Origin of the sequence: Demequina aurantiaca (assembly GCF_000975135.1) — a bacterium.
Taxonomy (GTDB): Bacteria; Actinomycetota; Actinomycetes; order Actinomycetales; family Demequinaceae; genus Demequina; species Demequina aurantiaca.
Genome location: NZ_BBRF01000001.1, coordinates 214,208 through 236,646, shown reverse-complemented (window position 1 = coordinate 236,646; position 22,439 = coordinate 214,208). Strand labels below are relative to the sequence as shown.

General features: G+C 66.9%; 19 protein-coding genes. 12 read left to right on the top strand and 7 right to left on the bottom strand.

What is annotated here, in order from left to right:
• The first annotated feature begins 122 nt into the window (after positions 1 to 122).
• From AOP73_RS01020 to AOP73_RS01005, 4 genes are all read left to right on the top strand, one after another.
• Positions 123 to 1,121: a glycosyltransferase family 2 protein gene (locus tag AOP73_RS01020; protein ID WP_236683475.1), complete on the top strand. Its 999-nt coding sequence runs from the start codon at positions 123 to 125 to the stop codon at positions 1,119 to 1,121.
• Between the two features lie 81 nt (positions 1,122 to 1,202).
• Positions 1,203 to 1,523, top strand: a complete 321-nt coding sequence (locus tag AOP73_RS01015) for a WhiB family transcriptional regulator (RefSeq protein ID WP_061962799.1) — start codon at positions 1,203 to 1,205, stop codon at positions 1,521 to 1,523.
• Positions 1,524 to 1,547: 24 nt separating this feature from the next.
• Complete coding sequence (locus AOP73_RS01010) at positions 1,548 to 4,682, top strand: glycosyltransferase family 2 protein (protein WP_061962798.1); 3,135 nt, start codon at positions 1,548 to 1,550, stop codon at positions 4,680 to 4,682.
• Positions 4,682 to 6,013, top strand: a complete 1,332-nt coding sequence (locus tag AOP73_RS01005) for a DUF5719 family protein (protein WP_061962797.1) — start codon at positions 4,682 to 4,684, stop codon at positions 6,011 to 6,013. Before AOP73_RS01010 ends, AOP73_RS01005 begins: the two co-directional genes overlap by 1 nt.
• On the opposite strand, the gene AOP73_RS01000 is transcribed toward AOP73_RS01005, so the two are convergent.
• The gene (locus AOP73_RS01000; protein WP_061962796.1) at positions 5,995 to 6,399 is read right to left on the bottom strand and encodes a metallopeptidase family protein; all 405 of its coding nucleotides are present in this window, start codon (positions 6,397 to 6,399) and stop codon (positions 5,995 to 5,997) included. The two genes, AOP73_RS01005 and AOP73_RS01000, sit on opposite strands and share 19 nt — an antisense overlap.
• Before the next feature lie 71 nt (positions 6,400 to 6,470).
• On the opposite strand from AOP73_RS01000, the gene AOP73_RS00995 reads away from it, so the two are divergent.
• Genes AOP73_RS00995 through ahcY form a run of 4 tightly spaced genes read left to right on the top strand, consistent with a single transcriptional unit; the run spans position 6,471 to position 10,788 of the window.
• On the top strand, positions 6,471 to 6,827 hold the full coding sequence (locus AOP73_RS00995; protein ID WP_061964714.1) for a DUF3499 domain-containing protein: 357 nt from the start codon (positions 6,471 to 6,473) through the stop codon (positions 6,825 to 6,827).
• A 41-nt stretch (positions 6,828 to 6,868) separates the two neighbouring features.
• Positions 6,869 to 8,317 (top strand): phosphomannomutase/phosphoglucomutase, encoded by a 1,449-nt coding sequence (locus AOP73_RS00990; protein WP_061962795.1) that lies wholly within the window; start codon positions 6,869 to 6,871, stop codon positions 8,315 to 8,317.
• Complete coding sequence (locus AOP73_RS00985; protein ID WP_061962794.1) at positions 8,318 to 9,304, top strand: cation diffusion facilitator family transporter; 987 nt, start codon at positions 8,318 to 8,320, stop codon at positions 9,302 to 9,304. It abuts the gene before it with no gap.
• Positions 9,305 to 9,309: 5 nt separating this feature from the next.
• On the top strand, positions 9,310 to 10,788 hold the full coding sequence (gene ahcY / locus AOP73_RS00980) for an adenosylhomocysteinase (protein ID WP_061962793.1): 1,479 nt from the start codon (positions 9,310 to 9,312) through the stop codon (positions 10,786 to 10,788).
• 6 nt (positions 10,789 to 10,794) lie between these two features.
• Here the strand turns inward: ahcY and AOP73_RS00975 are convergent, their stop codons facing one another.
• On the bottom strand, positions 10,795 to 11,622 hold the full coding sequence (locus AOP73_RS00975) for an RDD family protein (protein ID WP_061962792.1): 828 nt from the start codon (positions 11,620 to 11,622) through the stop codon (positions 10,795 to 10,797).
• A gap of 41 nt (positions 11,623 to 11,663) precedes the next feature.
• On the opposite strand from AOP73_RS00975, the gene AOP73_RS00970 reads away from it, so the two are divergent.
• A complete protein-coding gene (locus tag AOP73_RS00970) occupies positions 11,664 to 12,659 on the top strand; it encodes a stage II sporulation protein M (RefSeq protein WP_061962791.1) in 996 nt (331 codons plus the stop codon).
• Positions 12,660 to 12,763: 104 nt separating this feature from the next.
• On the opposite strand, the gene AOP73_RS00965 is transcribed toward AOP73_RS00970, so the two are convergent.
• The 5 genes from AOP73_RS00965 to AOP73_RS00945 are packed head-to-tail and all read right to left on the bottom strand — an operon-like array spanning position 12,764 to position 18,145.
• On the bottom strand, positions 12,764 to 14,056 hold the full coding sequence (locus AOP73_RS00965) for a DUF58 domain-containing protein (RefSeq protein ID WP_061962790.1): 1,293 nt from the start codon (positions 14,054 to 14,056) through the stop codon (positions 12,764 to 12,766).
• Between the two features lie 8 nt (positions 14,057 to 14,064).
• Complete coding sequence (locus AOP73_RS00960) at positions 14,065 to 15,033, bottom strand: AAA family ATPase (protein ID WP_084626694.1); 969 nt, start codon at positions 15,031 to 15,033, stop codon at positions 14,065 to 14,067.
• A 41-nt stretch (positions 15,034 to 15,074) separates the two neighbouring features.
• The gene (locus AOP73_RS00955) at positions 15,075 to 16,289 is read right to left on the bottom strand and encodes a DUF4350 domain-containing protein (RefSeq protein ID WP_061962788.1); all 1,215 of its coding nucleotides are present in this window, start codon (positions 16,287 to 16,289) and stop codon (positions 15,075 to 15,077) included.
• Positions 16,286 to 16,924 (bottom strand): DUF4129 domain-containing protein, encoded by a 639-nt coding sequence (locus AOP73_RS00950; protein WP_236683542.1) that lies wholly within the window; start codon positions 16,922 to 16,924, stop codon positions 16,286 to 16,288. The genes AOP73_RS00955 and AOP73_RS00950 overlap by 4 nt, the downstream gene beginning before the upstream one ends.
• A gap of 3 nt (positions 16,925 to 16,927) precedes the next feature.
• Positions 16,928 to 18,145 (bottom strand): hypothetical protein, encoded by a 1,218-nt coding sequence (locus AOP73_RS00945; protein ID WP_061962786.1) that lies wholly within the window; start codon positions 18,143 to 18,145, stop codon positions 16,928 to 16,930.
• A 97-nt stretch (positions 18,146 to 18,242) separates the two neighbouring features.
• On the opposite strand from AOP73_RS00945, the gene mtrA reads away from it, so the two are divergent.
• Genes mtrA through AOP73_RS00930 form a run of 3 tightly spaced genes read left to right on the top strand, consistent with a single transcriptional unit; the run spans position 18,243 to position 22,346 of the window.
• Positions 18,243 to 18,926, top strand: a complete 684-nt coding sequence (mtrA, locus tag AOP73_RS00940) for an MtrAB system response regulator MtrA (protein WP_061962785.1) — start codon at positions 18,243 to 18,245, stop codon at positions 18,924 to 18,926.
• A gap of 13 nt (positions 18,927 to 18,939) precedes the next feature.
• Positions 18,940 to 20,574, top strand: a complete 1,635-nt coding sequence (gene mtrB / locus AOP73_RS00935) for an MtrAB system histidine kinase MtrB (RefSeq protein ID WP_084626461.1) — start codon at positions 18,940 to 18,942, stop codon at positions 20,572 to 20,574.
• Positions 20,571 to 22,346, top strand: coding sequence for an LpqB family beta-propeller domain-containing protein (locus AOP73_RS00930; RefSeq protein ID WP_084626460.1), 1,776 nt, complete (start codon positions 20,571 to 20,573; stop codon positions 22,344 to 22,346). The genes mtrB and AOP73_RS00930 overlap by 4 nt, the downstream gene beginning before the upstream one ends.
• The last annotated feature ends 93 nt before the right edge of the window (positions 22,347 to 22,439 follow it).

Genomic DNA, 22,439 nt, shown 5'->3' with positions numbered 1-22,439 from the left:
GTGGGGAAGGGGCGGGACATGCCGCCAATCTTAAGGCCGAGACGTGCCGCACAGGGGTAGGCAGAGTGCGCGCGTTGCAGGGGCTCTCGAGGGGGCGCGTGTGTCTGGGTTACGCTCTTTCGGTGCCCACCCTTGCCCCCGTCCAGCGAGACGCCCCAGTGAGCGTCGTGATGACGGTGCTCAACGAGGCCGCCCACCTCGATGCGGCAGTCGACTCGGTACTCAACAACGGCTTCGAGCCAGGCGTCAATCTCGTGATCGCGGTGGGGCCCTCGACAGACGACACCGCGGCGATGGCAGCGAGGCTTGCCAAGACTCACCGGAACGTGAGGGTTGTCGACAACCCGTCCGGGTTCACTCCCGCAGGACTAAATCTGGCCCTCGCCATGTGCGCGGATGACGTGGTGGTGCGCATCGATGGGCACACGGTGCTGCCACACGGCTACATCTCACTCGCAGTGACCGCCCTCGCCGACACGGGCGCGGGCAACGTGGGTGGCCGCATGGTTCCGCAAGCCGATGCTCCGCTCGGGCATGCCATTGCCGTCGCCATGGGCTCGCGGTTTGGGCTAGGCAGTGCGGGCCACCGTGTGGGCGGACGGGAGGGCGCTACCGAGTCCGTGTTTCTTGGCTCGTTCCGGCGCGATGCGCTCGCGGCGGTTGGCGGCTACGACGAGCACTTCCGGCGGGCCCAGGATTGGGAGCTGAACTTCAGGTTGCGCGAGGCGGGATACGAGGTTTACTACGTTCCCGACATGCAGGTGCCGTACCACCCGCGCTCCACATGGCGAGCGCTGGCCCGCCAATTCTTCCACTCGGGCGCCTGGCGCCGTGAGGTCGTCAAAACTCATCCGCAGACAGCATCGGCAAGATATCTTGCGCCTCCTGTGGTGGTGGCCGCGCTCGTCGTGGGGATTGTGCTTGGGGTAGTCGGGTTGGCGACCAATACCTGGTGGTTGTTGCTTGGATTCGCCTCCCCAATCGCATACCTAGCAGGCGTGTTGGTAGGGGCTGCGGCACTGTGGCCGCAGGCGGGGACGAGGTCCGTCGCTCTCATGCCTGGAGTGCTGATGACCATGCACGTGGCGTGGGGACTGGGTTTCATCCGTGGCGTGCGCTAGTTTCGACTTGACTCACGGGGATTACAACGGTGTAATTCCTACATGCGGGATTCCTTCCCGCAGCGAACGGAGGACAACCTCATGTGGAATATCTACGAAGGTTCAGTGCCCTCGGACGCAGGCAAGCCCGCCTCGACATTGGCGTCGGTGGTGGACATCTTTGGCGGATCAGACGATGACGGTCCGCTTGCTTGGCAAGAGCGCGCACTGTGCGCCCAAACCGACCCCGAGGCGTTCTTTCCTGAAAAGGGTGGATCGACGCGTGAGGCAAAGAAGGTCTGCACGTCCTGCGACGTGCGGGGCGAGTGCCTCGACTACGCGTTGGCCAATGACGAGCGTTTCGGAATCTGGGGCGGGCTGTCAGAGCGCGAGCGGCGCAAGCTCAAGCGCCGCGCCGTCTAGCCAACCCGTCTGCGGGGGCGTGCCATGAGTTCTGCGCGCCTGATTGTGCGCGCGATCGTCGTGACCGATGGTCGTGCGGGTCAGTTGCCTGCCGTGCTCGCGTCGCTGGCGAAGCAGGAGGTACGGCCCGATATCGTGCACGTGGCGCTCGTGGGTGGCGCAATCGCACCACTGATTCCCTCCGAACTCTCGGTCGACGTCGTCGAATCAGACGCGACTAGCTACTCCGAGGCCATCGACGGAGTGCTCGCGGCGTTCCCGTCGCATACGCGTGAGTACCTGTGGCTCCTCCACGACGACACGGCCCCGCTACCCGATGCCCTCAGCGCGCTGTCGGCGACGGCCCGCAAGCGCCGTCAGGCGGCCGTGGTGGGCGGCGCACACGTCCGCTGGGATGACACCTCCAAGCTGGTCAACCTTGGGACCTCGGTCTCTCGCTTCGGTGGTCGCCGCGTCACGATGCTCGAGAACGACGACATCAACCAGGGGCAATACGACGCACGCGATGACGTCCTCGCGGTCAGCCTCGCGGGAGCGCTGGTCAGGCGCGACGTGTGGAACGAGTTTGGCGGCTTTGACGCCGGCTTCCACGGCTTTGGTGAGAGCGCGCAGTACTGCAGGCGCGCGTGGATGGCCGGATACGACGTCGTCATCGTGCCGACCGCCAAGATCCGCCACTCGCAGGAGTCGCTGTACGGGCGCCGCACCGGGTCGACGCGCGGTCACCACGCTAGCTACGCCAACCGGCGCACGAGCGAGTGGTTCCACGCCAGTGTCTGGGCGCGCTGGTGGGCCGTGCCCTTGCTGGTCCTGTGGATGTTCGTATCCTCGATCGGTCGATCGGCCGTCCGCATCGCCCAGAACCAACCTCGAATGGTCGGCGCAGAGATCTCGGTGCCGTGGCGCCTGCTGGGGAGAACTCCGCAACTCATCGCCGCGCGGCGCGCATCGCAGTCAACGTCAAAGGTGAAGAGGTCGGTTGTCCGGCCACTCCTCGCGAGCCCCCTGGCGATCTTCGCGACCTTGCGGGCGCGTGAGATGGGTGCGTATGAGCGAGCCCGGGCTGCCGCGACCCCCACCGACATCGTCCGCGCCGACCTCGACGCCGCCCGCAGGCGCCGAATCAGAGGGCTCGTCGCAGTGATGGTGCTAGGGATCGGGGCCGCCGTCGTGCTTTTCGGTACCTGGATTCCTTCCGTCGTGGCCGGCAGCCAGCTCAGCTCGCGCGCCTTGGGAGTCACGGAGTTCGGCTGGCACGACCTGTGGCGGCGCACGTTTAGTGGCTGGAGTGACCAGGGTTTTGGTGCGCCCACACTCGACGGCACCTTCGCCGCGCTGCTGACCCCCCTTGGCGCCATGCCTGGAGGCACGCGCCTCTGGATTGGCCTGTTGCTGTGCTTTGCGGTCGCGCTGGCCGCGGCATCCGCGTGGTTCGCCGCCGGTGCGGCCACGCGCTCCGCGACGGTGCGTGCACTCGTGGCGCTCGCCTATGGAGTCTGGCCCTTCTACCTGCAGGCGATCGGCGATGGCCGCATTGGTGCGGTGATCACCCACCTCGCGCTGCCGTGGTTGGTGTTCGCGGTTGCGCGCGCGGTCGGATGGCATCGCGGGGAGCTCGTGGGGGACAACGACGAATTTCCCAAGCGGCGCCGCGGCTCGGCAAGCGCGGGAGTCGGAGCTGCGGTCATGCTGGCGGTGATCGCCGTGGCCACGCCGGTGCTGCTCGTGCCGCTCACCTTGGTGGTGGTGGTGGTCGGAGCCTTCGCGGGGCGTAGCCGGTGGCGCGTCTGGGCGATGCCCTTTCCGGCAATCGTCGCCTCCGGGCCAGCGATCATCGCGGCGTGGCAGGCGGGACCGTTTAACGGTGCAGCGTGGCACGTGCTGGCGCGCGAGCCCGGCCCTAGCCTCGTCTCACCGCTGACGCGCCCGTGGGAGCTCCTCCTCGGATTCACCGGGTACTACACCGACGTGCCGGGACTGGACGACAGTGGGGACCGGGCTGCAGCCATGGCCTTGGGTGCGACCATCGTTGTTGCGGCCCTGCTCGCGCTGCTGTCGCGCCGGGCTACCCTCGCCGTGCGACTGGGCTTCCTGGTCGCGGCCGTGGGCCTGCTCGTTGCCGTGGCCGCGCAGCGCTCCGTGGTGACGCTGGCTGACGGTGCTGGCCAGGCCGACGCCAATGGGTGGGCCGGGGCGGGCTCGTCGCTCGCGCTTATTGGGCTCCTGATCGCGGCCGCGGCCGCATCCCACGGCGTCTGGCGCGAGGGTCATGGGACGTCGCGCGCCGTCCGGCGCACAGCATCGGCCGTCGCGCTCGCGGTAGCCGGGCTGGTCCTGGTGGGCCAGGTGGGAGTGTCGGCCTGGCCGAGCCGGGCTCCGCAGACCGAGGTATCCGCGGCTAGGGCGGACGTGTTGCCGCTCGTCGCTGGTCTCCAGCAGACGGCGACGACGCAACCTCGAGTGCTGACGTTGTCGATGGATGAGGACTCGCTGGTGTCCTATGCGGTGCTCACCGACGATGGATCCGTCTGGCTTACCGGCAGGCCGGCGCGAACCCCCACGGGTGAGGTCCTAGCAGCCGGCGGTGAGACCCTCGCCACGCCGCAGTCTCTGAGCGGTGCGGTTGCGACGCTCGTCGGCGGCGGTGCCGGCGCCGACGTGGAGCTGTCGGCCTGGGGCATCGGAGTCATCACCGTGGCGCCGGATTCGCCGCGCCTTGAGGGTGCCCTGGCCCAGATCACCGACCTGCAACTCATGGGGGTGAGCACCCGTGGAACGTCGTATGCGGTGGCCCGGACGGGCTCCGACCAGCCGGTGTCGCGCGCGTGGTTCGAGACCGCGGATGGCGACGTTCAAGTGCTCGACTCCTACGGCACCCTCAGCCACGGTGACATCACGGGCGCGCGCGGCGGCCGCGTGGTCGTCGCCGTACCGGCGGACCCTCGCTGGCACGCGTCTCTGGACGGCGCGGCGCTGACCCAGGTCGAGGACGACTACGGCCGACTCGCGTTTGCTGTCGAGGCTGATGCTGGCACCGTGGACCTCGACTACGACGACGGCGATTACTCCCGATGGTGGTGGGCGGCGGCGATTGTGGTGGCCTGGTCACTGTTGGGCTCGATTCCCCTCAATGACCGCAGGTATAGGGCGGTGCGCTGATGATCATCAAAGTACTGACGGGACTCCTGGCTGCGGGGGCGCTCGCAGGGGCCGTTGTGGTCGCGGACCAGTTGCCAGTTCACGAGCCCGCACCGGCCACCGTTGACCACCAGGCGATTGCCCCGCTCCAGCAGGCCGTGGCGTGCCCCGGCAATATGGAAATTCCGGTGGGGGACATCAGCTCGGGTGACGCGGACCTTGATTCCGGTTCCGACGACGTGCAACTCGAGACCTTCACCTCGGGATCCACCATCAAGGTTGACTCCGGATTCGCGTCGGATGCCCCAGTCGCGGCCTCGATTGAACGCGTGGGTGGCGGCGACATCGCGGGCCTCGCGGCTGTGACGTGCGTGCGCCCCAGCATGGACCAGTGGCTCGTGGGCGGCGCGACCACGCTCGGCGCGAGCGCGCGGCTGGTGTTGACCAACCCCGCCGAGGCTCCCGTCGAGGTCACGGTGGTCTCGTACGGCCCCATCGGGCAGGAAGAGGAGCCGATGGTGATCGTCGTGGGCCCCGAGTCCCAGCGGTCAGTTCTCCTCGAGGGCACCATTCCTGAGAACCCAGCTCTCGCTCTGCACGTGGTGTCTAACGGCACTGGAATCGTGGCGAACGTTCAGGATTCGCGCCTGGACGGATTCGAGCCCGCCGGAACCGACTGGGTAACCCGGGCCGCCGACCCCGGCACCAGCATCGTCATCCCCGCTGTTGGTCCGTCCGACGCCGACGTCGAGGGGGCTAGTGCCTCGGTCTCGTTGCTTGCGCCCGAGGGTGCCCACGTGTCCCTCGCGCTCGTCACGGACACCGGCGCGAGCGAGTGGCCCGGTGCTGCCAATCTCAACCTAGAGCCCGGTGTCGTGACGGTTATCCCGGTGCCCAACATCAGTGCGGGCGCCGTCGAGGTGACCTCGGATGCTCCTGTCGTGGCGGCTGGCGTGAGCCGGCTCCCGCGCGAGTCTCAGGCCGGTCGCGAGGGATCGGTCGCCTTCGACACCATGTGGGTCGCCGGCCAGAGCGCGGCCGATACGTCGCACACCCTCGTGGCAGTGACTGACTCACCGGAACTCTCCGTCTACGCCAGGGAAGCGACCAGCGTGAGCGTCACCAACCAGAGTGGTGAGGTGGTTGCGACGCAGGACGTTGCCGCGCGCACCGTGCAGCGCGTGTCAGTGACGGCCAGTGCCGGAGACGTACTGACGGTGGGGGCTGGAATTGAGTGGGTGCAGGTGGTGAGCGCCGAGGACGGCTTCCTCACCGCAGTGGCGCCTTCCGACAGCGAGGTCGCGGACCTCGACGTCGCCGTCCGCGTCGACGGCTACGTGCCAGTTCCGTAATTCGGGTCGATCTCGTCGGGCCTGCGACCCAACAGGTGGGCCACATTCTCCACCAACACGTCACGCACGAGGTACGGCAGATCTGCGGAATCCGCGCGTTGCTCCAGGGGCCTGCGGTACACCACGATGCGTGCCGGCTGTCCGGCATCCGACGGGAACAGGCGGCCCAGCGGCACGCCGTTCTCCCAGGGCGTCGACTGTGAAGGAGGCACGCTCTCGGTGCCGAACTCGACACGGCCCCAGCGTTGGCCCCAGCGTCGCTCGAGGTCCTCCGCTACGTCCAGGACATAGCCGTCGAAGGTGTCACTGGGAGATCGGTAGCCCGGGGCATCGACCGGCAGAAGGGGGGCGCGTAGCCCGCGTCCGTGTCTGTCTCGTCGACCCATAGGGTGAGGCTATCGCGCGGTTCGGCGTGGCAGGCGCGCGCACCGCCGCCGTGCGGGTAACGTCTCGTCTCGTGAGATCTACTCGTCAGTGTTCGCGTTCAGCGTGCGCGCACCCAGCCGCAGCGACGCTGACCTACGTCTACGTTGACTCCACCGTTGTGGTCGGACAGCTTGCCGCGAGCGCTGAGCCCCACAGTTACGACCTATGCGTCGACCACGCGGAACGCTTTACCGCGCCGCGCGGCTGGGACGTCGTGCACATTCAGCAGGAGTACGTCGACAACGGCCCGTCCGAGGACGACCTCGAGGCCCTGGCCAATGCCGTACGTGAGGCCGGTCGCCCCCGCCAAGCGGCCGTGCAACCCCCCGCTCCGGTTGCATCGGAGCCGCGCCGCGGGCATCTTCGCGTCGTGGGCGGCAGTATCTAGCCTCGGGCGCCTCCCGGCGCCCTGCCTAGTACCCTGGTGCCGTGACTGACAACACCGACGCCGCCCAGTATCCCGACCTCTCCGGTCTCATCAAGTCGTATGACGTCCGGGGAATCGTGGGCGAGTCGCTCACCGACGAGGTGGCACGCGCCATAGGTGCCGCATTCGCCGATGCCGTGGTGGCGCCGGATGGCGCGCCACAGGTGGCCGTGGGTCACGACATGCGCGACTCGAGCCCGGGCCTTGCGGCCGCGGTGATGGCGGGCCTGCACGACCGGGGCATCGACACCGTGGACATCGGTATGTGCTCGACGGACGGCCTGTACCACGCCTCGGGCGTCCTCAACATGCCCGGGGTGATGATCACCGCCAGCCACAACCCCGCCGCCTACAACGGCATGAAGATGTGCCGCGCGCTCGCCCGCGCGGTGGGTGAGAGCACCGGGCTCGGCGACGTCCGTGCGCTCGCGAGCACGTACCTCGGCGACGGAATCCCGGTTGCGAAGCACCGGGGCACCACGACGGTGCGCGACATGCTCCCGGAGTACTCCGCGTTCCTGCGGGACCTCGTGGACCTCAGCGGAGTGCGCCCCCTCACAGTGGTCGTCGACGCTGCGAATGCGATGGGCGGCTACACGGTGCCCGCGGTGCTCGGCACGGCGGCGGGGCTGGCAGAGTTGCCGCTCGACATCATCCCTCTCTACTTCGAGTTGGATGGCACGTTCCCCAACCACGAGGCGAACCCGTTGGACGCCAAGAACCTGGTGGACCTGCAGAACGCCGTCATCGCGAACGGCGCGGACATCGGCCTCGCCTTCGATGGCGACGCCGACCGTTGCTTCGCCATCGACCAGAATGGCGCCGTCGTTGCGGCATCGGCGATCACGACGTTGGTAGGACTGCGCGAGGCCAAGCGCGAACTCGCTTCCGGTGAACAGCCCACGATCATTCATAACCTCATCTCCTCGCGCGCGACCAGCGAGCAGCTACGCGAGGCCGGCGCGACCACGGTGCGCGCCAAGGTGGGCCACAGCAACATCAAGGCCGACATGGCCGAGCACAACGCGGTCTTTGGCGGCGAGCACAGCGCGCACTTCTACTTCCGCGACTTCTTCTACGCCGACACCGGCATGCTCGCGGCCATGCACGTGTTGGCCGCTCTGGGCGAGCAGGACGGCACGCTCAGCGAGATATTGGCGGACTACACGCCTTACGCCGCGTCGGGGGAGATCAACTCACGCGTGGAGTCGGTCACCGACGCTCTCGCGCGGGTGCACGCCAACCACGTCGACGCGACAACAGATACCGACGAGTTCGACGGGCTGACCGTCACCCACTGGGACGACGCGGCGCCCGCGGATGAACAGTGGTGGTTCAACGTTCGCGCCTCCAACACGGAGCCGCTGCTGCGCTTGAACGTCGAGGCGGCCACGGAGGCAACGCTGGTTCGTGTACGAGACGCGGTCCTCTCCACCATCAGGGGAGAGTAGATGTCGACCGACGGCTCAACCAAGGCGATCGTCGCGGCGCTGAGCGCCAACCTCGGCATCGGTGTCACCAAATTCGTCGCCTTTGGCCTCACCGGCGCATCGTCGATGCTCGCCGAGGCCATCCACTCCGTCGCGGACTCTGGAAACCAAATTCTGCTACTGGTGGGTGGCAAGCAGGCACGCAAGGAAGCCGATGCCGAGCACCCGTTCGGCTACGCACGCAACCGGTACTACTACGCCTTCCTCGTGGCAGTCGTGCTGTTCTCGCTCGGTGGCCTGTTCGCACTGTACGAGGCGTGGCACAAGTTCCAGCACCCCGAGCCGATCGATTCGTGGCAGTGGGTTCCCATCGCGGTGTTGGTCATGGCGATCTGCCTCGAGGGCTACTCCTTCCGTACCGCCGTCCATGAATCCAACAAGGTGCGGGGCAAGCAGGGGTGGCTCGCGTTCATCCGCAAGTCGCGCTCGCCCGAGTTGCCCGTGATCCTGCTCGAGGACTTTGGTGCCCTCCTGGGCTTGTTGTTTGCGCTCTTCGGAGTCTCGATGACACTTGTCACCGGCAACGGCCTCTGGGACGCCGCGGGAACCGCGATGATTGGCCTGCTACTGGTGATCATTGCGATCGTGCTGGCCCGCGAGACCAAGTCCATGCTGATGGGCGAGTCCGTGACCGACGAGGACGACGCCCGCATTCGCGCGGCCTTCGCGGAGTCAGACCTCGGCGACATCATCCACCTGCGCACCATGCACCTGGGACCGGACGACGTCCTGGTGGCCTGCAAGGTGGGGGTGAGGCCCGGCACCACCATTGAGGAGATTGCCGACCACGTCGACGACGCCGAACGTCGCATTCGTGCCGCAGTGCCCGCCGCGCGACTCATTTTCATCGAACCTGACCTTCGCCACGCCGCCCCGGCTGACGAGCTGACGAGCGACGGCGGCGCCCCGAGCGCCGCTGTTGAACCCGACACTTCCAAGGAGCACTAGTACCTGTGAGCACTGCCGACTCGACCACCGCTGCCTCGACCTACCCGAACGACTACGTCATCGCGGACCTCGCGCTCGCGGAGGCAGGACGCCACCAGATCCGTCTGGCGGAGCAGGAGATGCCGGGCCTGATGTCATTACGCGAGGAGTTTGGCAGGGCCCAGCCGCTGGCTGGCGCGCGCATCGCCGGCTCGTTGCACATGACGACGCAGACCGCCGTGCTGATTGAGACGCTCACGGAACTGGGAGCTGACGTGCGCTGGGCCTCGTGCAACATCTTCTCCACGCAGGACGATGCGGCGGCCGCGATCGTGGTTGGCACGGGTACCTATGCGTCACCCGATGGTGTGCCGGTCTTCGCCGTCAAGGGGGAGTCGATCCGCGAGTACTGGGAGTACACGGACCAGATCTTGACGTGGGACGGCCACGACGGCCCCACGATCATCCTCGACGACGGTGGCGACGCCACGCTGCTGGTGCACGAGGGGGCCAAGGCCGAGCAGGCCGGCATGGTTCCCGCTCCGCTTGAGGAGGAGGACCCCGCGTACAACGCCGAGGTCGAGGGCATGCGTGCAGTGATTCGCCGTTCGCTAGCGACGGACCCCACCCGGTTTACTCGCATGGCCGCGGGCATCGTAGGTGTCTCCGAGGAGACCACCACGGGCGTGCACCGGATGGAGCAGATGGCCGCACGCGGTGAACTGCTGTTCCCCGTGATCAACGTCAATGACTCCGTCACCAAGTCCAAGTTCGACAACAAGTACGGCATCCGTCACTCGCTACCGGACGGCATCAACCGTGCCACCGACGTTCTCATGGGCGGCAAGGTCGCCTTCGTATGCGGCTACGGGGATGTGGGCAAAGGCGCCGCCGAGGCGCTTCGCGGTCAGGGAGCCCGTGTGATCGTGAGCGAGGTCGATCCCATCTGCGCGCTGCAGGCGGCGATGGACGGCTACGAAGTCGCGCTACTCGAGGACTACGTGGCCCGCGCCGACTTCTTCATCACGACCACGGGTAACAAAGACATCATCCGCGTAGAGCACATGGCGGCCATGAAGGACAAGGCCATCGTGGGCAACGTCGGCCACTTCGACAACGAGATCGACATGGCTGGGCTGGGACGCTCCGGAGCGAAGCACACCCCCATCAAGCCGCAGGTCGACGAATGGGTGTTCGCCGACGGCCACAGCATCATCGTGCTGTCCGAGGGGCGACTGCTGAACCTCGGCAATGCGACCGGCCACCCCAGCTTCGTGATGAGCGCCTCATTCACCAACCAAGTGATGGCCCAGATCGAGTTGTGGACCAACCTCGAGGCGTACCCACTGGGTGTCCATCGCCTGCCCAAGGTGCTCGATGAGAAGGTCGCGCGCCTGCACCTGGACGCCCTCGGTGTTCGCCTCACCGAAATGACCACGGACCAGGCGGACTACTTGGGTATCGACGCCAGCGGCCCGTACAAGGCGGACCACTACCGCTACTAGCGAGCGCTAGTTCTCGACGTCGGGGATCCCAAACGGCAGCGAGCGCACCAGCGCGGAATCCGCGTCACGGCGGCGGGCGCGGTTCATCTCGATCCCGTACTCACGGTCGCGGCGGGCGACCAACACGCCGGCGATGAACGTCTCCGGGTGGGTTCCCGGCGGTGGGCCGGGCGCGACGTATTCGTTGAGTTGATTCGCAATCTGCTGACCCAGTCGCGCGCGAGAACCCTGGTGCATACTCGCGGCGCGCGCCAGGAACATGCGTGCGGTCAGCGCGAGCCCGTCGGGCAGCCGACGGAAGTCCGCGGTACCTGCCCAGACCTCGAGCCCGTACGGCATTGACAGGGGCGGAAGGGCGCGCCTGCCGCCACGCGTGCGCATGGCGTATGTCCCGGCAAGGTAGTCACCCATGCGCTTGCCTCGGCGACTGAACATCGAGGTGGTCACCGCGATCAGGCCGAGCGTGAGGTACTCCTCCAACAGGGCGGCCGTGGACCGGGCGAGGGCGAAGCGGAAGGAGATCGGGCCGCCGTCGTCGCGGACAATCCGCAGTCCCACGGCCAGGCGCCCCAGCGACTTGCCGCGCGTGAGGGTCTCCACGCCGGCTGGCAGTAGGACGAGCACGATGACCAGCCAGGCGATGACGATGGCGCGCAGCGCGGCGTCGTTCAACTGGCTCGAGGCGCGGAGAATGAAACCCGTCGAAACGAGGAACAGGATGCCGTACGTCAGGACGTCGATCGCCCCGGACAGCATGCGCATCGTGACGGGTGCCGCTCCCGCATCGAGCACCACGCCCTCGCCGATGAGCAACTCGTCGTCGACGATTGTCATTCCTGCCCCCTTAATGGCTCCTGATATGGCATCGTAGCGGGGTGGACATTGATTCGTTCCAGGCCGTGCGTGAACCGCGGTGGAACCGCCTGAAGGAGCTCGCGGGAGCCCGGCGGCTGACGGGTGCCGAGGCGGACGAGCTCACCCGGCTCTATCAGTCCACCGCGGGCGACCTTTCCGCAATCCGTTCGGCCGCCCCGGAGCCATCACTGGTGTCGCGGCTGTCGATGACGCTGGCGAGCGCGAGAGTGTGGCTTACCGGAGCGCATCAGGTGTCGACCCACGAACTGCGGCGCTTCGCCACCTATGGGGTCGCAGCGGCGATGTACCGCGTGCGCTGGTGGGGAGTGTCCGTCTTCGCGGCTGTGGTGCTCCTCGGTGCGCTCAGCGCATGGTGGACGGTCACCCACCCGGATTCGCTCGCGTTGATTGGCACGGCGGCCGACCGCGCGCAGATCGCCGACCATGAATTCGCGAGTTACTACACGGACTACGACTCCACGTCCTTTGCCGCGAGCGTCTGGACCAACAATGGTTTTCTCGCGTTTCAGTGCATCGCGTTCGGGCTGACTGGCATCTACCCGCTGATACTGATGTACAACACAGTGCTCCAGCTTGGAGTTGCCGCCGCGGTGATGACCGAGGCTGGCCGACTGGACGTGTTCTTCCAGCTGATCATCCCGCACGGCTTGCTGGAGTTGAGCGCCGTATTCGTGGCGGCAGGAACCGGCCTACGGCTGTTCTGGGTGATGCTGTCTCCCGGAGCCCGCACACGCGGCCGGGCGCTCGCAGAGGAGGGGCGCACGGCCTTCGCCGTCGCCATCGGCCTTGCGGTGACGCTGTTTGTCTCCGGCCTCATCGAGGGTTACATCACCGGATCGACGATGCCATGGGGCGTCAAGATTGCCATCGGCGCCGTTGCCTTCGTGGCTTTCTGGCTCTACATCTTCGTGATTGGCCGGATTGCTACCCAGCACGGCATGACGGGTGACACCGAGGGAGATTTCGCTGTAGACACCGCTGCGGTGGCAGGGTAACGACAAACCACCTGCCGCCGATGCTGTGGTTGGCTCCGGCATCGGCGCCCGGCTTTCGGTGAGCGTGGCGGTGCCACGCGCGCGACCCGTGTACCGCCGGAGGGCTAGAGGCGTCCGGCGGCCTTGAGCGCGAGGTAGCGGTCCGCGACCGCGGGTGCCAGGTCGTCAGGCGAGGCCGTCACAACCTCCGCAGTGAGTTGGCGCAGGCGAGTGGAGACGGTGTCTCGCTCGAGGGCGCCGCGTGCGGCCGCACCGGCGGCATAGAGTTCGTGCGCGTCGTCGCGTCCCTTGAGCATCCGCTCTACCTCGGGGTCGTTGACGGACGCCACCATCACCACGTGGGACTGCGATAGCGCAGCAACTGCCTCAAGTAGCCCGCTGTCCGCGGTCGACGTGTCAATGGTGGTGAGCAGCACGACAAGCGAGCGCTGCGACAGGCGGCCCTGAACCAGGCGCACCACTCCGGGCCAGTCGGGTTCCAGTAGTTCGGGCTCGACCCCAGCGAGGGCGGAGGCCAGTTGGGGCATCACCCCGGCGCCGGTGGTGCCGAGAGCGCGTGCACGTTCGACCCGGTCGTACGCGGTGACCTGCACGCGATCCCCGGCGCGGGTCGCGAGGGCGGTGAGGAGCAGCGTCGCTTCGATGGAGGCGTCCAGACGCGGGGCGTCGCCCACACGCGCGGCGGAGAGCCGTGAGGTGTCGAGGACGATGAACACGCGTCGGTCGCGCTCGGGGCGATAGGTGCGGACCACCACATCGGCACGGCGAGCGGTCCCGCGCCAGTCGATCGAACGCACGTCATCGCCGATGACGTACTCGCGCAGCGAGTCGAACTCAGAGCCCGCGCCCTTGAGCTGGACGGCACTCTGGCCATCGATCTCCCGCAGGCGCTGCAGGCGCGACGGTAGATGTCGTCGGGAGGCAAACTCGGGCAGCACCCTCAAGGTGTCGCTCACGACGATGGACTGCTGGCGCCCGCCGAGGCGAAGTGGTCCCTGCAGTCGCACCGTGATGCGGTCGGCATGCCGGTCGCCCCGTCGTGTGGGGTGGAAATGCGTATCGAAGGTGGCGCGCACGCCACCGGCCAGGTTCAGCCGATGCCGGGTACTGCTCGCACCTGCGGACGGTTGCCAGGCGTCGCGTACGGCGCCGCGGACGCGACGCCGGCCGTTGTTGACCACGGTGACCGACCCCGTCGTCGACTCCGTCAGTCGCACCGAGCCGGGCACGGTCCGCCGCACACCCAGCGTGGATGGTTTGGGCGCCAGGCCGGCATCGATCAGCGCGAGTGCGACGACTGCCAGCATCCACAGCCAAGTGACCCCACGGTCCTGGGTGATTGCCGCAGGCACGGCACCCAGCGCCGCGAGCAGCACCGTCCACCCCGTGATGTACATGCGATTCCTTAGCGGGGGACCGGGACGGACGCGAGCACAGACGCGAGGACAGCGGAGGTCGTGACCCCCTCGAGTTCGGCCTCCGCGCGCATCTGCATGCGGTGGCTCAGCGTCCATCCGGCGAGCGCCTTGACATCGTCCGGTGACACGAAGTCGCGCCCCCGCATCCATGCCCAGGCGCGAGCCGTCGCCATGAGGGCGGTAGCGCCTCGGGGAGACACGCCCAGCGACACTGAAGGTGCCTCGCGTGTCGCGCGGCAAATGTCGACGATATAGCTCACGACGTCGTCGGAGATGCTCACCTTGGCCACCTCGGCGCGCCCCTGGTCGAGGTTCTCGATCGTGGCCACCTTCTGCACCCCGGCGGCGACGAGGTCGCGAGGGTTGAAGCCCGCAGCATGGCGGGCGACCACGGCGCGCTCGGCGTCGCGGTCCGGCATGGGCACGGTGAGCTTGAGCATAAAGCGGTCCAGCTGCGCCTCGGGAAGCGGGTAGGTGCCCTCATACTCGACGGGGTTTTGGGTTGCGATCACTAGGAATGGGTCCGGCAGTGGCCGTGACTCACCGTCGACGGTCACCTGGCGGTCCTCCATGGCCTCGAGTAGCGCCGACTGGGTCTTGGGGGGAGTGCGGTTGATCTCATCGGCCAGCAGCAAGTTGGTGAAGACCGGTCCCTCGCGGAATGAGAACGCGGCCGTGCGGGCGTCGTAGACCAGCGAACCGGTGACGTCTCCTGGCATGAGGTCGGGGGTGAACTGGACCCGCTTGAAGTCCATTCCCAGTGTGTGGGACAGGGTACGTACCAGGAGCGTTTTGGCGACACCGGGCACGCCCTCCATCAGCACGTGGCCCTTGCACAGCAGGGCGATCACGAGCCCGGTCACGACTTGATCCTGGCCGACGACGGCCTTGCCCACCTCAGCACGCAATCGAGCGAGTGCCTCGCGTGCCTCGGAGGTCGCCGGCTCGGGACTCAACGGATTGTTGTTAACGTCGGGACGGTCCTGGGGGTTGTCGCTCACGGTCGGTGAACCTCACTTTCGAGTTGGTCGAGTCGTTCCACTAGGTGCATCATGGCAGTCTCATTTGCGGGCGGTGGGCCGTACAGCAGCGACTCGACGTCGCCACTGGCACGCCCGGTGGCGCGGGCGATGGCCTCGAGCAGTCCAGCCTTGCCTGCGGCGCGGGGCACTCCCAAGCGTTGACCCATCCTGAGCGCGATCAGTCCACGAATCGCGGCGGTGGAGCGGCCCGTGGCCCGCGCCCGGCGGTACAGGCGAGCACGCCCACGGGTCGCCTCGGAGGACCGCACGACGACCGGCAGCGGCTCGGTGACCAACGGGCCGAATCGCCGCGCGCGCCAGAACGCTGCCACGAGTGCCGCGAGCCCGAGCGCGAACAGCGCATCAGCGGTGCCGGGAGGGAGGAAGTTCGGATTTGCCGTGATCCTGTCGGGCGCGGAGCCGTCCTCGCCCCACGTCAAGGTGGTCGTGTCCGCGTAGCTTCCTACGTACCAGGTCACGGATTCGTGGTGCCCCATCGTGCGCAGCGCGAGCGCTGCGTTGCCGAGCTCGTCGAGCTTGTCATTGCTAGCGATGGTCGGATTGGCGATGAAGGTGCGCGAACCGTGGGACGTCTCGACGCGCGCATAGGCATACCCGCCGTTCGCATCGGGGAAGCACAGCTCGGCTTGGGGGACGGCAAGCCCGCCAGTAGAGATCGAGTCCTGGCCGGTCCTGGTCTCCTCCGCTGCGACTGCGTCAGGGTCTGCACAGTTCGCGACGACGGCCGTGCCCGGCTCGGCATAGTCAACATAGAGATCAGGGTCGGCGGCCTCGAGAGACTCCGCGGTGAGCCCCAGGTAGACGATGTCGCCCGGGTAGCCCGCGACTGAGTCCGACTGGGCGCTCGAGAGGTAGCTCGAACCCGCGACGATGACGAGGGTGGTGTGTTCCGGGTCCTCGATGTGGGCGTCGCCAAGCAGGTTGACCTGTCGCACGCCCACGCCCTGGTCACGGAGGATCTGGGCAACCGCTCGTGAGCCGTTCGGCGCAGAGTTCTCGATCGACAAATCCTGGTTGTCGGCGGGACGCGACTGGGTGACCAGGATGGTGATGATGATCGCGAAAAGCGCGAGTCCCACAAATAACAGGGGTGAGCGGCGGGCGCGCGCGGTGATCGTGGGGCCGGCTGTGGCGCTCACGTAGCCGCGCTGGTCTGCGTCGATGCTCATGCGTTCGCCACCCGCCGCTTGGTAGTGGCGCGAATTTCCGCGAACGTGGTTGCCGCGTGTCGGAAGTCGGCTTCGGTGGTGGCCGTCCTGCCGTAGCGTGCGTCGTCAAAGGCATCCGCGTCGGTCGCCAGATCAACCGCCACGGGGGGAATCGCGCGACCGGCCAGCACCGCGGCCTCGTGAGCGGTCATCCCTGCGTAGATGTCGATGGTGCCGCGCTCATCCAGGTGACGCACCATTGCGCGGTACAGGTGTACCAGGGCAGTGGTCCAGTCGCCGACCGCCGCGGCCTCGTCAGCAGCGCTCGATAGTGCGGCGGAGTCGCGCTCGTCGCCGCCGAAGACCTCTGCGTCAGATCGCGAGCGACGAGAGCGACGCAACGGTCCCACCACGATCCATACGATCACCGCCACGACCGCCAACCCGAGTACGGCGAAGATCAGCATTCCGGGAACCCCAAGAGAGCCGATGTTGCTGCCCACGCGACCGATTCCATCGAAGAGATCTATGAGCCACTGCCAGAAGGCCTCGAGCCAATTGGTGTTGGTGTGCGTGTACTCGCGCTTGGCGAGCTCGTTGATGGCCCACTCACGCGCGGTGTCGGCATCCGGATCTACCGGGATCGAGGCCCACATCACTTAGCGTCGGCCCCTCGCCTCGGCGGCGCGCGCCAAGTCGAGGTCGAATCCCTCGTGCCGCATGCGCATGTCGGTGTAGAGCAGGGTGAACAGCGAACCCATGTAGGCGTAGGTCACGACGAGTGCGATGACGATCGCGAGTCCATAGATGACAAAGAAGGCAATGAACTGAACGACGCCACTCTCCGGCGCGACGGCCAGGCCGAGCGTTGCGATCAACTGACCGCCACCCTGCACCATCGCGGTAGCGATATAGATCAGCGCGCTGGACACAAAGACAATGAGTACCGACCACCAGAACCGGCCCTTGACGAGTCGCCATGCGCGCCCGAGCGCGGCGAATGCACCAATCTGCTCCAGCACGACGATGGGCTGCGCCAGTCCGGTGATCATCGCGACGACGAATGTCGCGGGTCCGAGGATGATCAGCATGAGGACGATTCCCAGCACAATCCACACGGTCTCGTTGGAGCCAATCCCAAAAATCAGCGGGAGGGTAGCGAGCATCACCATGACGCCAATCGCCACGGCAGTGACGACATACAGCAACAGAATGTGGCCAAACTTGCGGCGCACCTGGTCCCACGCGGTGCGCAGTGTGATGCGTTCGCCCAAGACGGCGCGTGCTACTCCAGGCGCGACGATGACGCTCGACAGCACGCTGGCGAGCAGCGTAGTGACGATGGCAAGTATTCCCACGATGACGGTGGTGGCCTCGATGCCGGAGCCTACGGCCGTGACGCTCGTCAGGCCCAGCTGTGGGTCGTTGACCAGGAGCCACAGCGCGGTGACCGACAGCACGGTGGCCAGCAGTGTGAACAGCAGCGGACCGCCAAGCACCACGCTGCGGTTAAAGCGCATGGCCTTGAACGGTGCGGACATGAAGTCCCCAAAGGACAGGGGGCGTAGTGCGATGATCCCCGGCTGCCATGACCGATAGGTGGGCATAGGGGCCGGCGCGGTGCCGACGCCGTACTGACCACCGCCGTACGGGCGGGATTCGTGCTGGCTGTATTCCTGCTGCGTCGTGCCCTGCTGAGGCGGCGCGTAGTGGGAGGGCTGCCCCGGCATCGGCTGGGTGGAAGGAACTACTGGAGCGGGGGCGGATGCGGGAGAGGACAGGGGAGCCTCGGCGGTCGGCGGCGCCCACTCGGGCGCATTCGGGTGCCATGAGGGTGTCCCCGAGGCATCGGGCTCCGTTTTGTTGTCTTCGTCCACGCGTTCGTCCTCCCTGACGTCGACTATCTTGCCATGGTGCCAGGACAAACACGCAGGTGGCTGTGGACTCCCGCGAATCTGACGGCATAATGGCTGTATGACGTCACGAATCCTAGTGGTCGACGATGACCCTGCAGTCGCGGAAATGATCGGCATTGTGCTGCGAGCCGACGGCTTTGACACGGTGTTTTGCGATCACGGAGACCGTGCGCTCGGCATCTTTCGCGCCGAGGAACCCGATGTCGTCCTGCTTGACCTGATGTTGCCCGGCAAGAGCGGAATCGATATCTGCCGCGAGATCCGGGCAGAGTCGGGCGTGCCCATCATTATGCTCACCGCCAAGTCGGACACGGTTGACGTGGTGCTTGGCCTGGAGTCCGGGGCGGACGACTACGTGCCAAAGCCCTTCAAGCCGCGCGAACTCATCGCCCGGGTGCGTGCGCGCCTACGCCGCAACGACAACGCAGCGCCAGGAACCGTGCGAGTGGGCGACCTAGAGATCGACGTGACCGGTCACCGTGTGACGCGTGGCGGCGAGATGATTCCGCTCACCCCGCTCGAGTTCGACGTACTGGTCACGCTCGCGCGTTCGCCGGGTCAGGTATTCACGCGTGAAGTGCTGCTCGAGGACGTGTGGGGCTACCGCCACGCCGCTGACACGCGCCTTGTCAATGTGCACATTCAGCGCCTGCGCGCCAAGGTCGAGCTCGACCCGGAAAACCCCAAAATAGTGCTGACCATCCGCGGAGTGGGATACAAGGCCGGCGGCCCCACGTCTTGATTGCCTGCGCGCCATGAAGGTCACCGCGCGCGCGGTTCGGGCGACCATCGTCGGACCTCCTCGCCGGGTATGGCGACGGTGGAGCAGGTCGATGATGCTTCGCCTGGTGGTCACCACGCTAGTCGTGGGCCTCAGCGCGGTGGCATTGCTTGGCGCCTACCTGACGAGCCAGATTCGCGACGGCCTAGTCGACACGCGCGTGGAGCGGATTCTTGCCGAGAGCGCGCGTGACTCCGCCGCCGCTCAGGCACAGATGAATGCCGCGACAGCGGAGACCCCTGGCGAGTTGCAGCTCCTGGTCTACGACACCATCGACGCGCTTCAGGTACTCGGCGGCGACGACCGCGGACTAGTGCTGCTGCCCGACCCAGACAACAGCTCGAACCTGGTGCTAAACACGTTGACATCAAGTTCGCCCACTGTCGTCAGCCCAGAGATGCGCGCCGCAGTCGAGGCGGGCTCCGCCCAGCCGTGGCAGTTCGTGGAGATACCCGGGACCGAAGTGCCTGGGGTGGTGGTGGGATCCTCGCTCGAGATTCGCTCCGCGGGAGAGTACGAGCTCTACTTTGTCTATTCGCTCGAGAACGAGCAGGAGACGCTGAGCCTGATCCAACAGGTGCTGGCATTCGGCGCGGGTGCGCTCGTCGCGTTGGTGGTGTTCATGGCGTTCATGGTGACCCTGCAGGCCGTGCGCCCGGTGCGAGCGGCGGCCCGCGTGGCATCTCGACTCGCGGATGGGCGGCTCAGCGAGCGCATGCCGGTGCGTGGCAACGACGAGATGGCGACCCTGGCACGTACCTTCAACGAGATGGCGGAGTCGCTCCAGCGACAGATCACGCGCATGGAGGGGCTGTCGCGCCTGCAGCGCAGGTTCGTGTCCGATGTCTCGCATGAACTGCGGACCCCGCTCACCACGGTTCGGATGGCATCGGACATCCTGTACGACGCTCGCGACACGTTCCCGCCCGATGTGTCGCGATCTGCCGAGTTGCTCAACAACCAGCTCGACCGATTTGAGACCCTGCTCGCGGACCTGCTCGAGATATCTCGTATTGACGCGGGTGCCGCCCGACTCGAGTTTGATCGCATCGACCTGGGAGACGTGGTGCGCGAGGAGATCGAGGCCATCCTGCCGGCAATCAAGGATCACGGTGTCAGGATTCGGCTGTGGATGTCGCCCGGCACCCACATGGCGTCGATGGACCGCCCTCGCGTGAGTCGCATCGTGCGCAACCTCTTGTCCAACGCCGTCGAGCACGCGGAAAGGAAGCCGATCGACGTAGCCGTGGTGGCAGGCAAGCGCGGCGTCGGGCTCGTGGTGCGGGACTATGGGGTGGGCCTCACGCCTCAGCAGGCGGAACGAGTATTCGATCGATTCTGGCGAGCCGATGCCGCGAGGGCTCGGACCATGGGGGGCACGGGTCTGGGGCTCTCCATTGCCCGCGAGGACGCCACGTTGCACGACGGCAAGCTCGAGGCCTGGGGTTCGCCCGGCAACGGCGCCAGTTTTAGGCTGATGTTGCCACGCACTTCACGCGGGCTGGGTCAGCAACCCGTGATGCCCCTCGTGCTGCGCGAGGCAGAATTTGGGACAGTGGGGGAGCGCGTGCCACTGTCCACCGATTCCTCCGAGGGGGTAAAGCCATGACCGCTCGCACTACACAGCGGACCCACAGGTTCGGGCCCCGCCGTATGCGCGGCCGGCTGGTGGCGGTGGTAGCCGCGGCCACCCTCGCGCTCGCGGGTTGCGTCTCGATTCCCGATGCCGGACCGGTCGAAGAGGGCGACGGCCAGGTGCCGGATACGAACCCCGTACTGCCCTTCGCCGAAGGCCCCCAGGTGGGCGACAGCCCAACGGCCATCGTCAGCGGTTTCCTGACCGCATCGGCCGCAGGTTTTGCCTCCAACTTCTCGGTGGCCCGCGAATATCTCACGCCAGAGGCGAGCAACGAGTGGGATCCCTCGACGCGGGTGCTGGTGTTTGACTCCGGCGCGTTGACGCCCGACTGGGACGAGGCGACCAACGCCATCCAGTACTCGGTGCCCGTCGCAGCCGAGGTCGACAGTGCCGGGGTGCTGGTCGAATCCACCGACGGTACGCGCGTACCCATCACGTTCCAAGTCGTCGAGAACTCGTACGGCGAGTACCGGATCTCGGAACTCGACGACGGTGCCGTCATCGCGCAGGCAAACTTTGATCACCTCTTCCTGCCAGTGCCGCTTGCCTTCGCGTCGATGGACACCACCACCATCGTCCCCGACCTGCGGTGGCTTCCGCAGAATAACGGGCCCACCTGGGCGGCGCGCGAGCTGCTTGCGGGACCATCGCCGTGGCTCGCGAGCGCGGTCAAGACTGGCTTCCCTGCGGGAGCAGCGCTCGAGGTTGACTCGGTCGTCGTGACGGATGGCATCGCCGCCGTGCAGCTCAACACCGAGTCGGCTGGGACTCCCAGTCAACGCTCGCTCGCCCAGGAGCAGCTCACGCGGACGCTCACGACGTTGCCGGGAGTAGTAGCCGTCACCGTCACGGTTGGCGGCGTCGCGCTCGGAGGCGACGGCAGCGTCGCGCTCAATCCCGCGCCCATTCCTGACGGCGACGCCGCGGCCATCGTCGCGTCGAGGCTGGGACTGTGGGACGGCACCCAGATGTGGGTCGCCCCTGATCCGGAGGGTTTCTTGCCGGATTCCGCGAGCCACGTCGCTCGCTCCTACGGTGGACCCACCGCCGCTTTCCTCGTGAACGACTCCGTTCTTGCCGCATCGTCTGCCATTCGGGGCGGTATCGAGAGCCTGGAACCTATGACCCCCGAGCTCGCGCCGCCCGAGAATGCGATGGAGTACACGACGCTCTATAGCGGCAACCGGCTCGTGGGGCCGTCCTACGACCGCCAAGGCTGGGTATGGACCGCGGAAACCTCGAACAACGGGCAACTCGTCGCGGTGCGCCCCAGTGGCGACCAGGCAGACATTGACGCGAGGTGGCTTGAGGGTCGCACGGTGCAAGCGGTCGCAGTCTCGCGGGATGGGACTCGGGTGGTGGTGCTCTCGAGGGAGGGTGGCCAGCAGCTCGCCGAGGTCGCGGCAGTGGTCAGGACCGAGAGTGGAGTGCCGTTGACGCTCGGCTCGCCACTGTCCGTTGGTGTTGATGTCACGACAGCCGTCGATGCGGAGTGGATCAATGACCTGAGCTTCGCGATTCTGGGTGAGGCGCAGGAGGAGGTTCCTTCGTCGCTATGGATCGCGACCGTTGGCGGAGAGACGGTGCTCGAATCCGCGACGGTGGGCGCGAAGTCAGTCACCGCTCGCCAGGGTGAGAGCTCGCTCACCACAGTGGGAGAAGACGGCTCGGTGCGCACCCGCGTCGGAACCGGGTGGGAAGAGATCCTGATCGAAGTCGACGACCTCGAGTACGCGGGCTGACGCTCCGCCGGGAGCTACCTCGGCCGATGCTCACAGGCCGCGCGGCGCGCGCGGACGTCGACACAGCGCGATGCAGCCAGGCTGTTGCGCCCG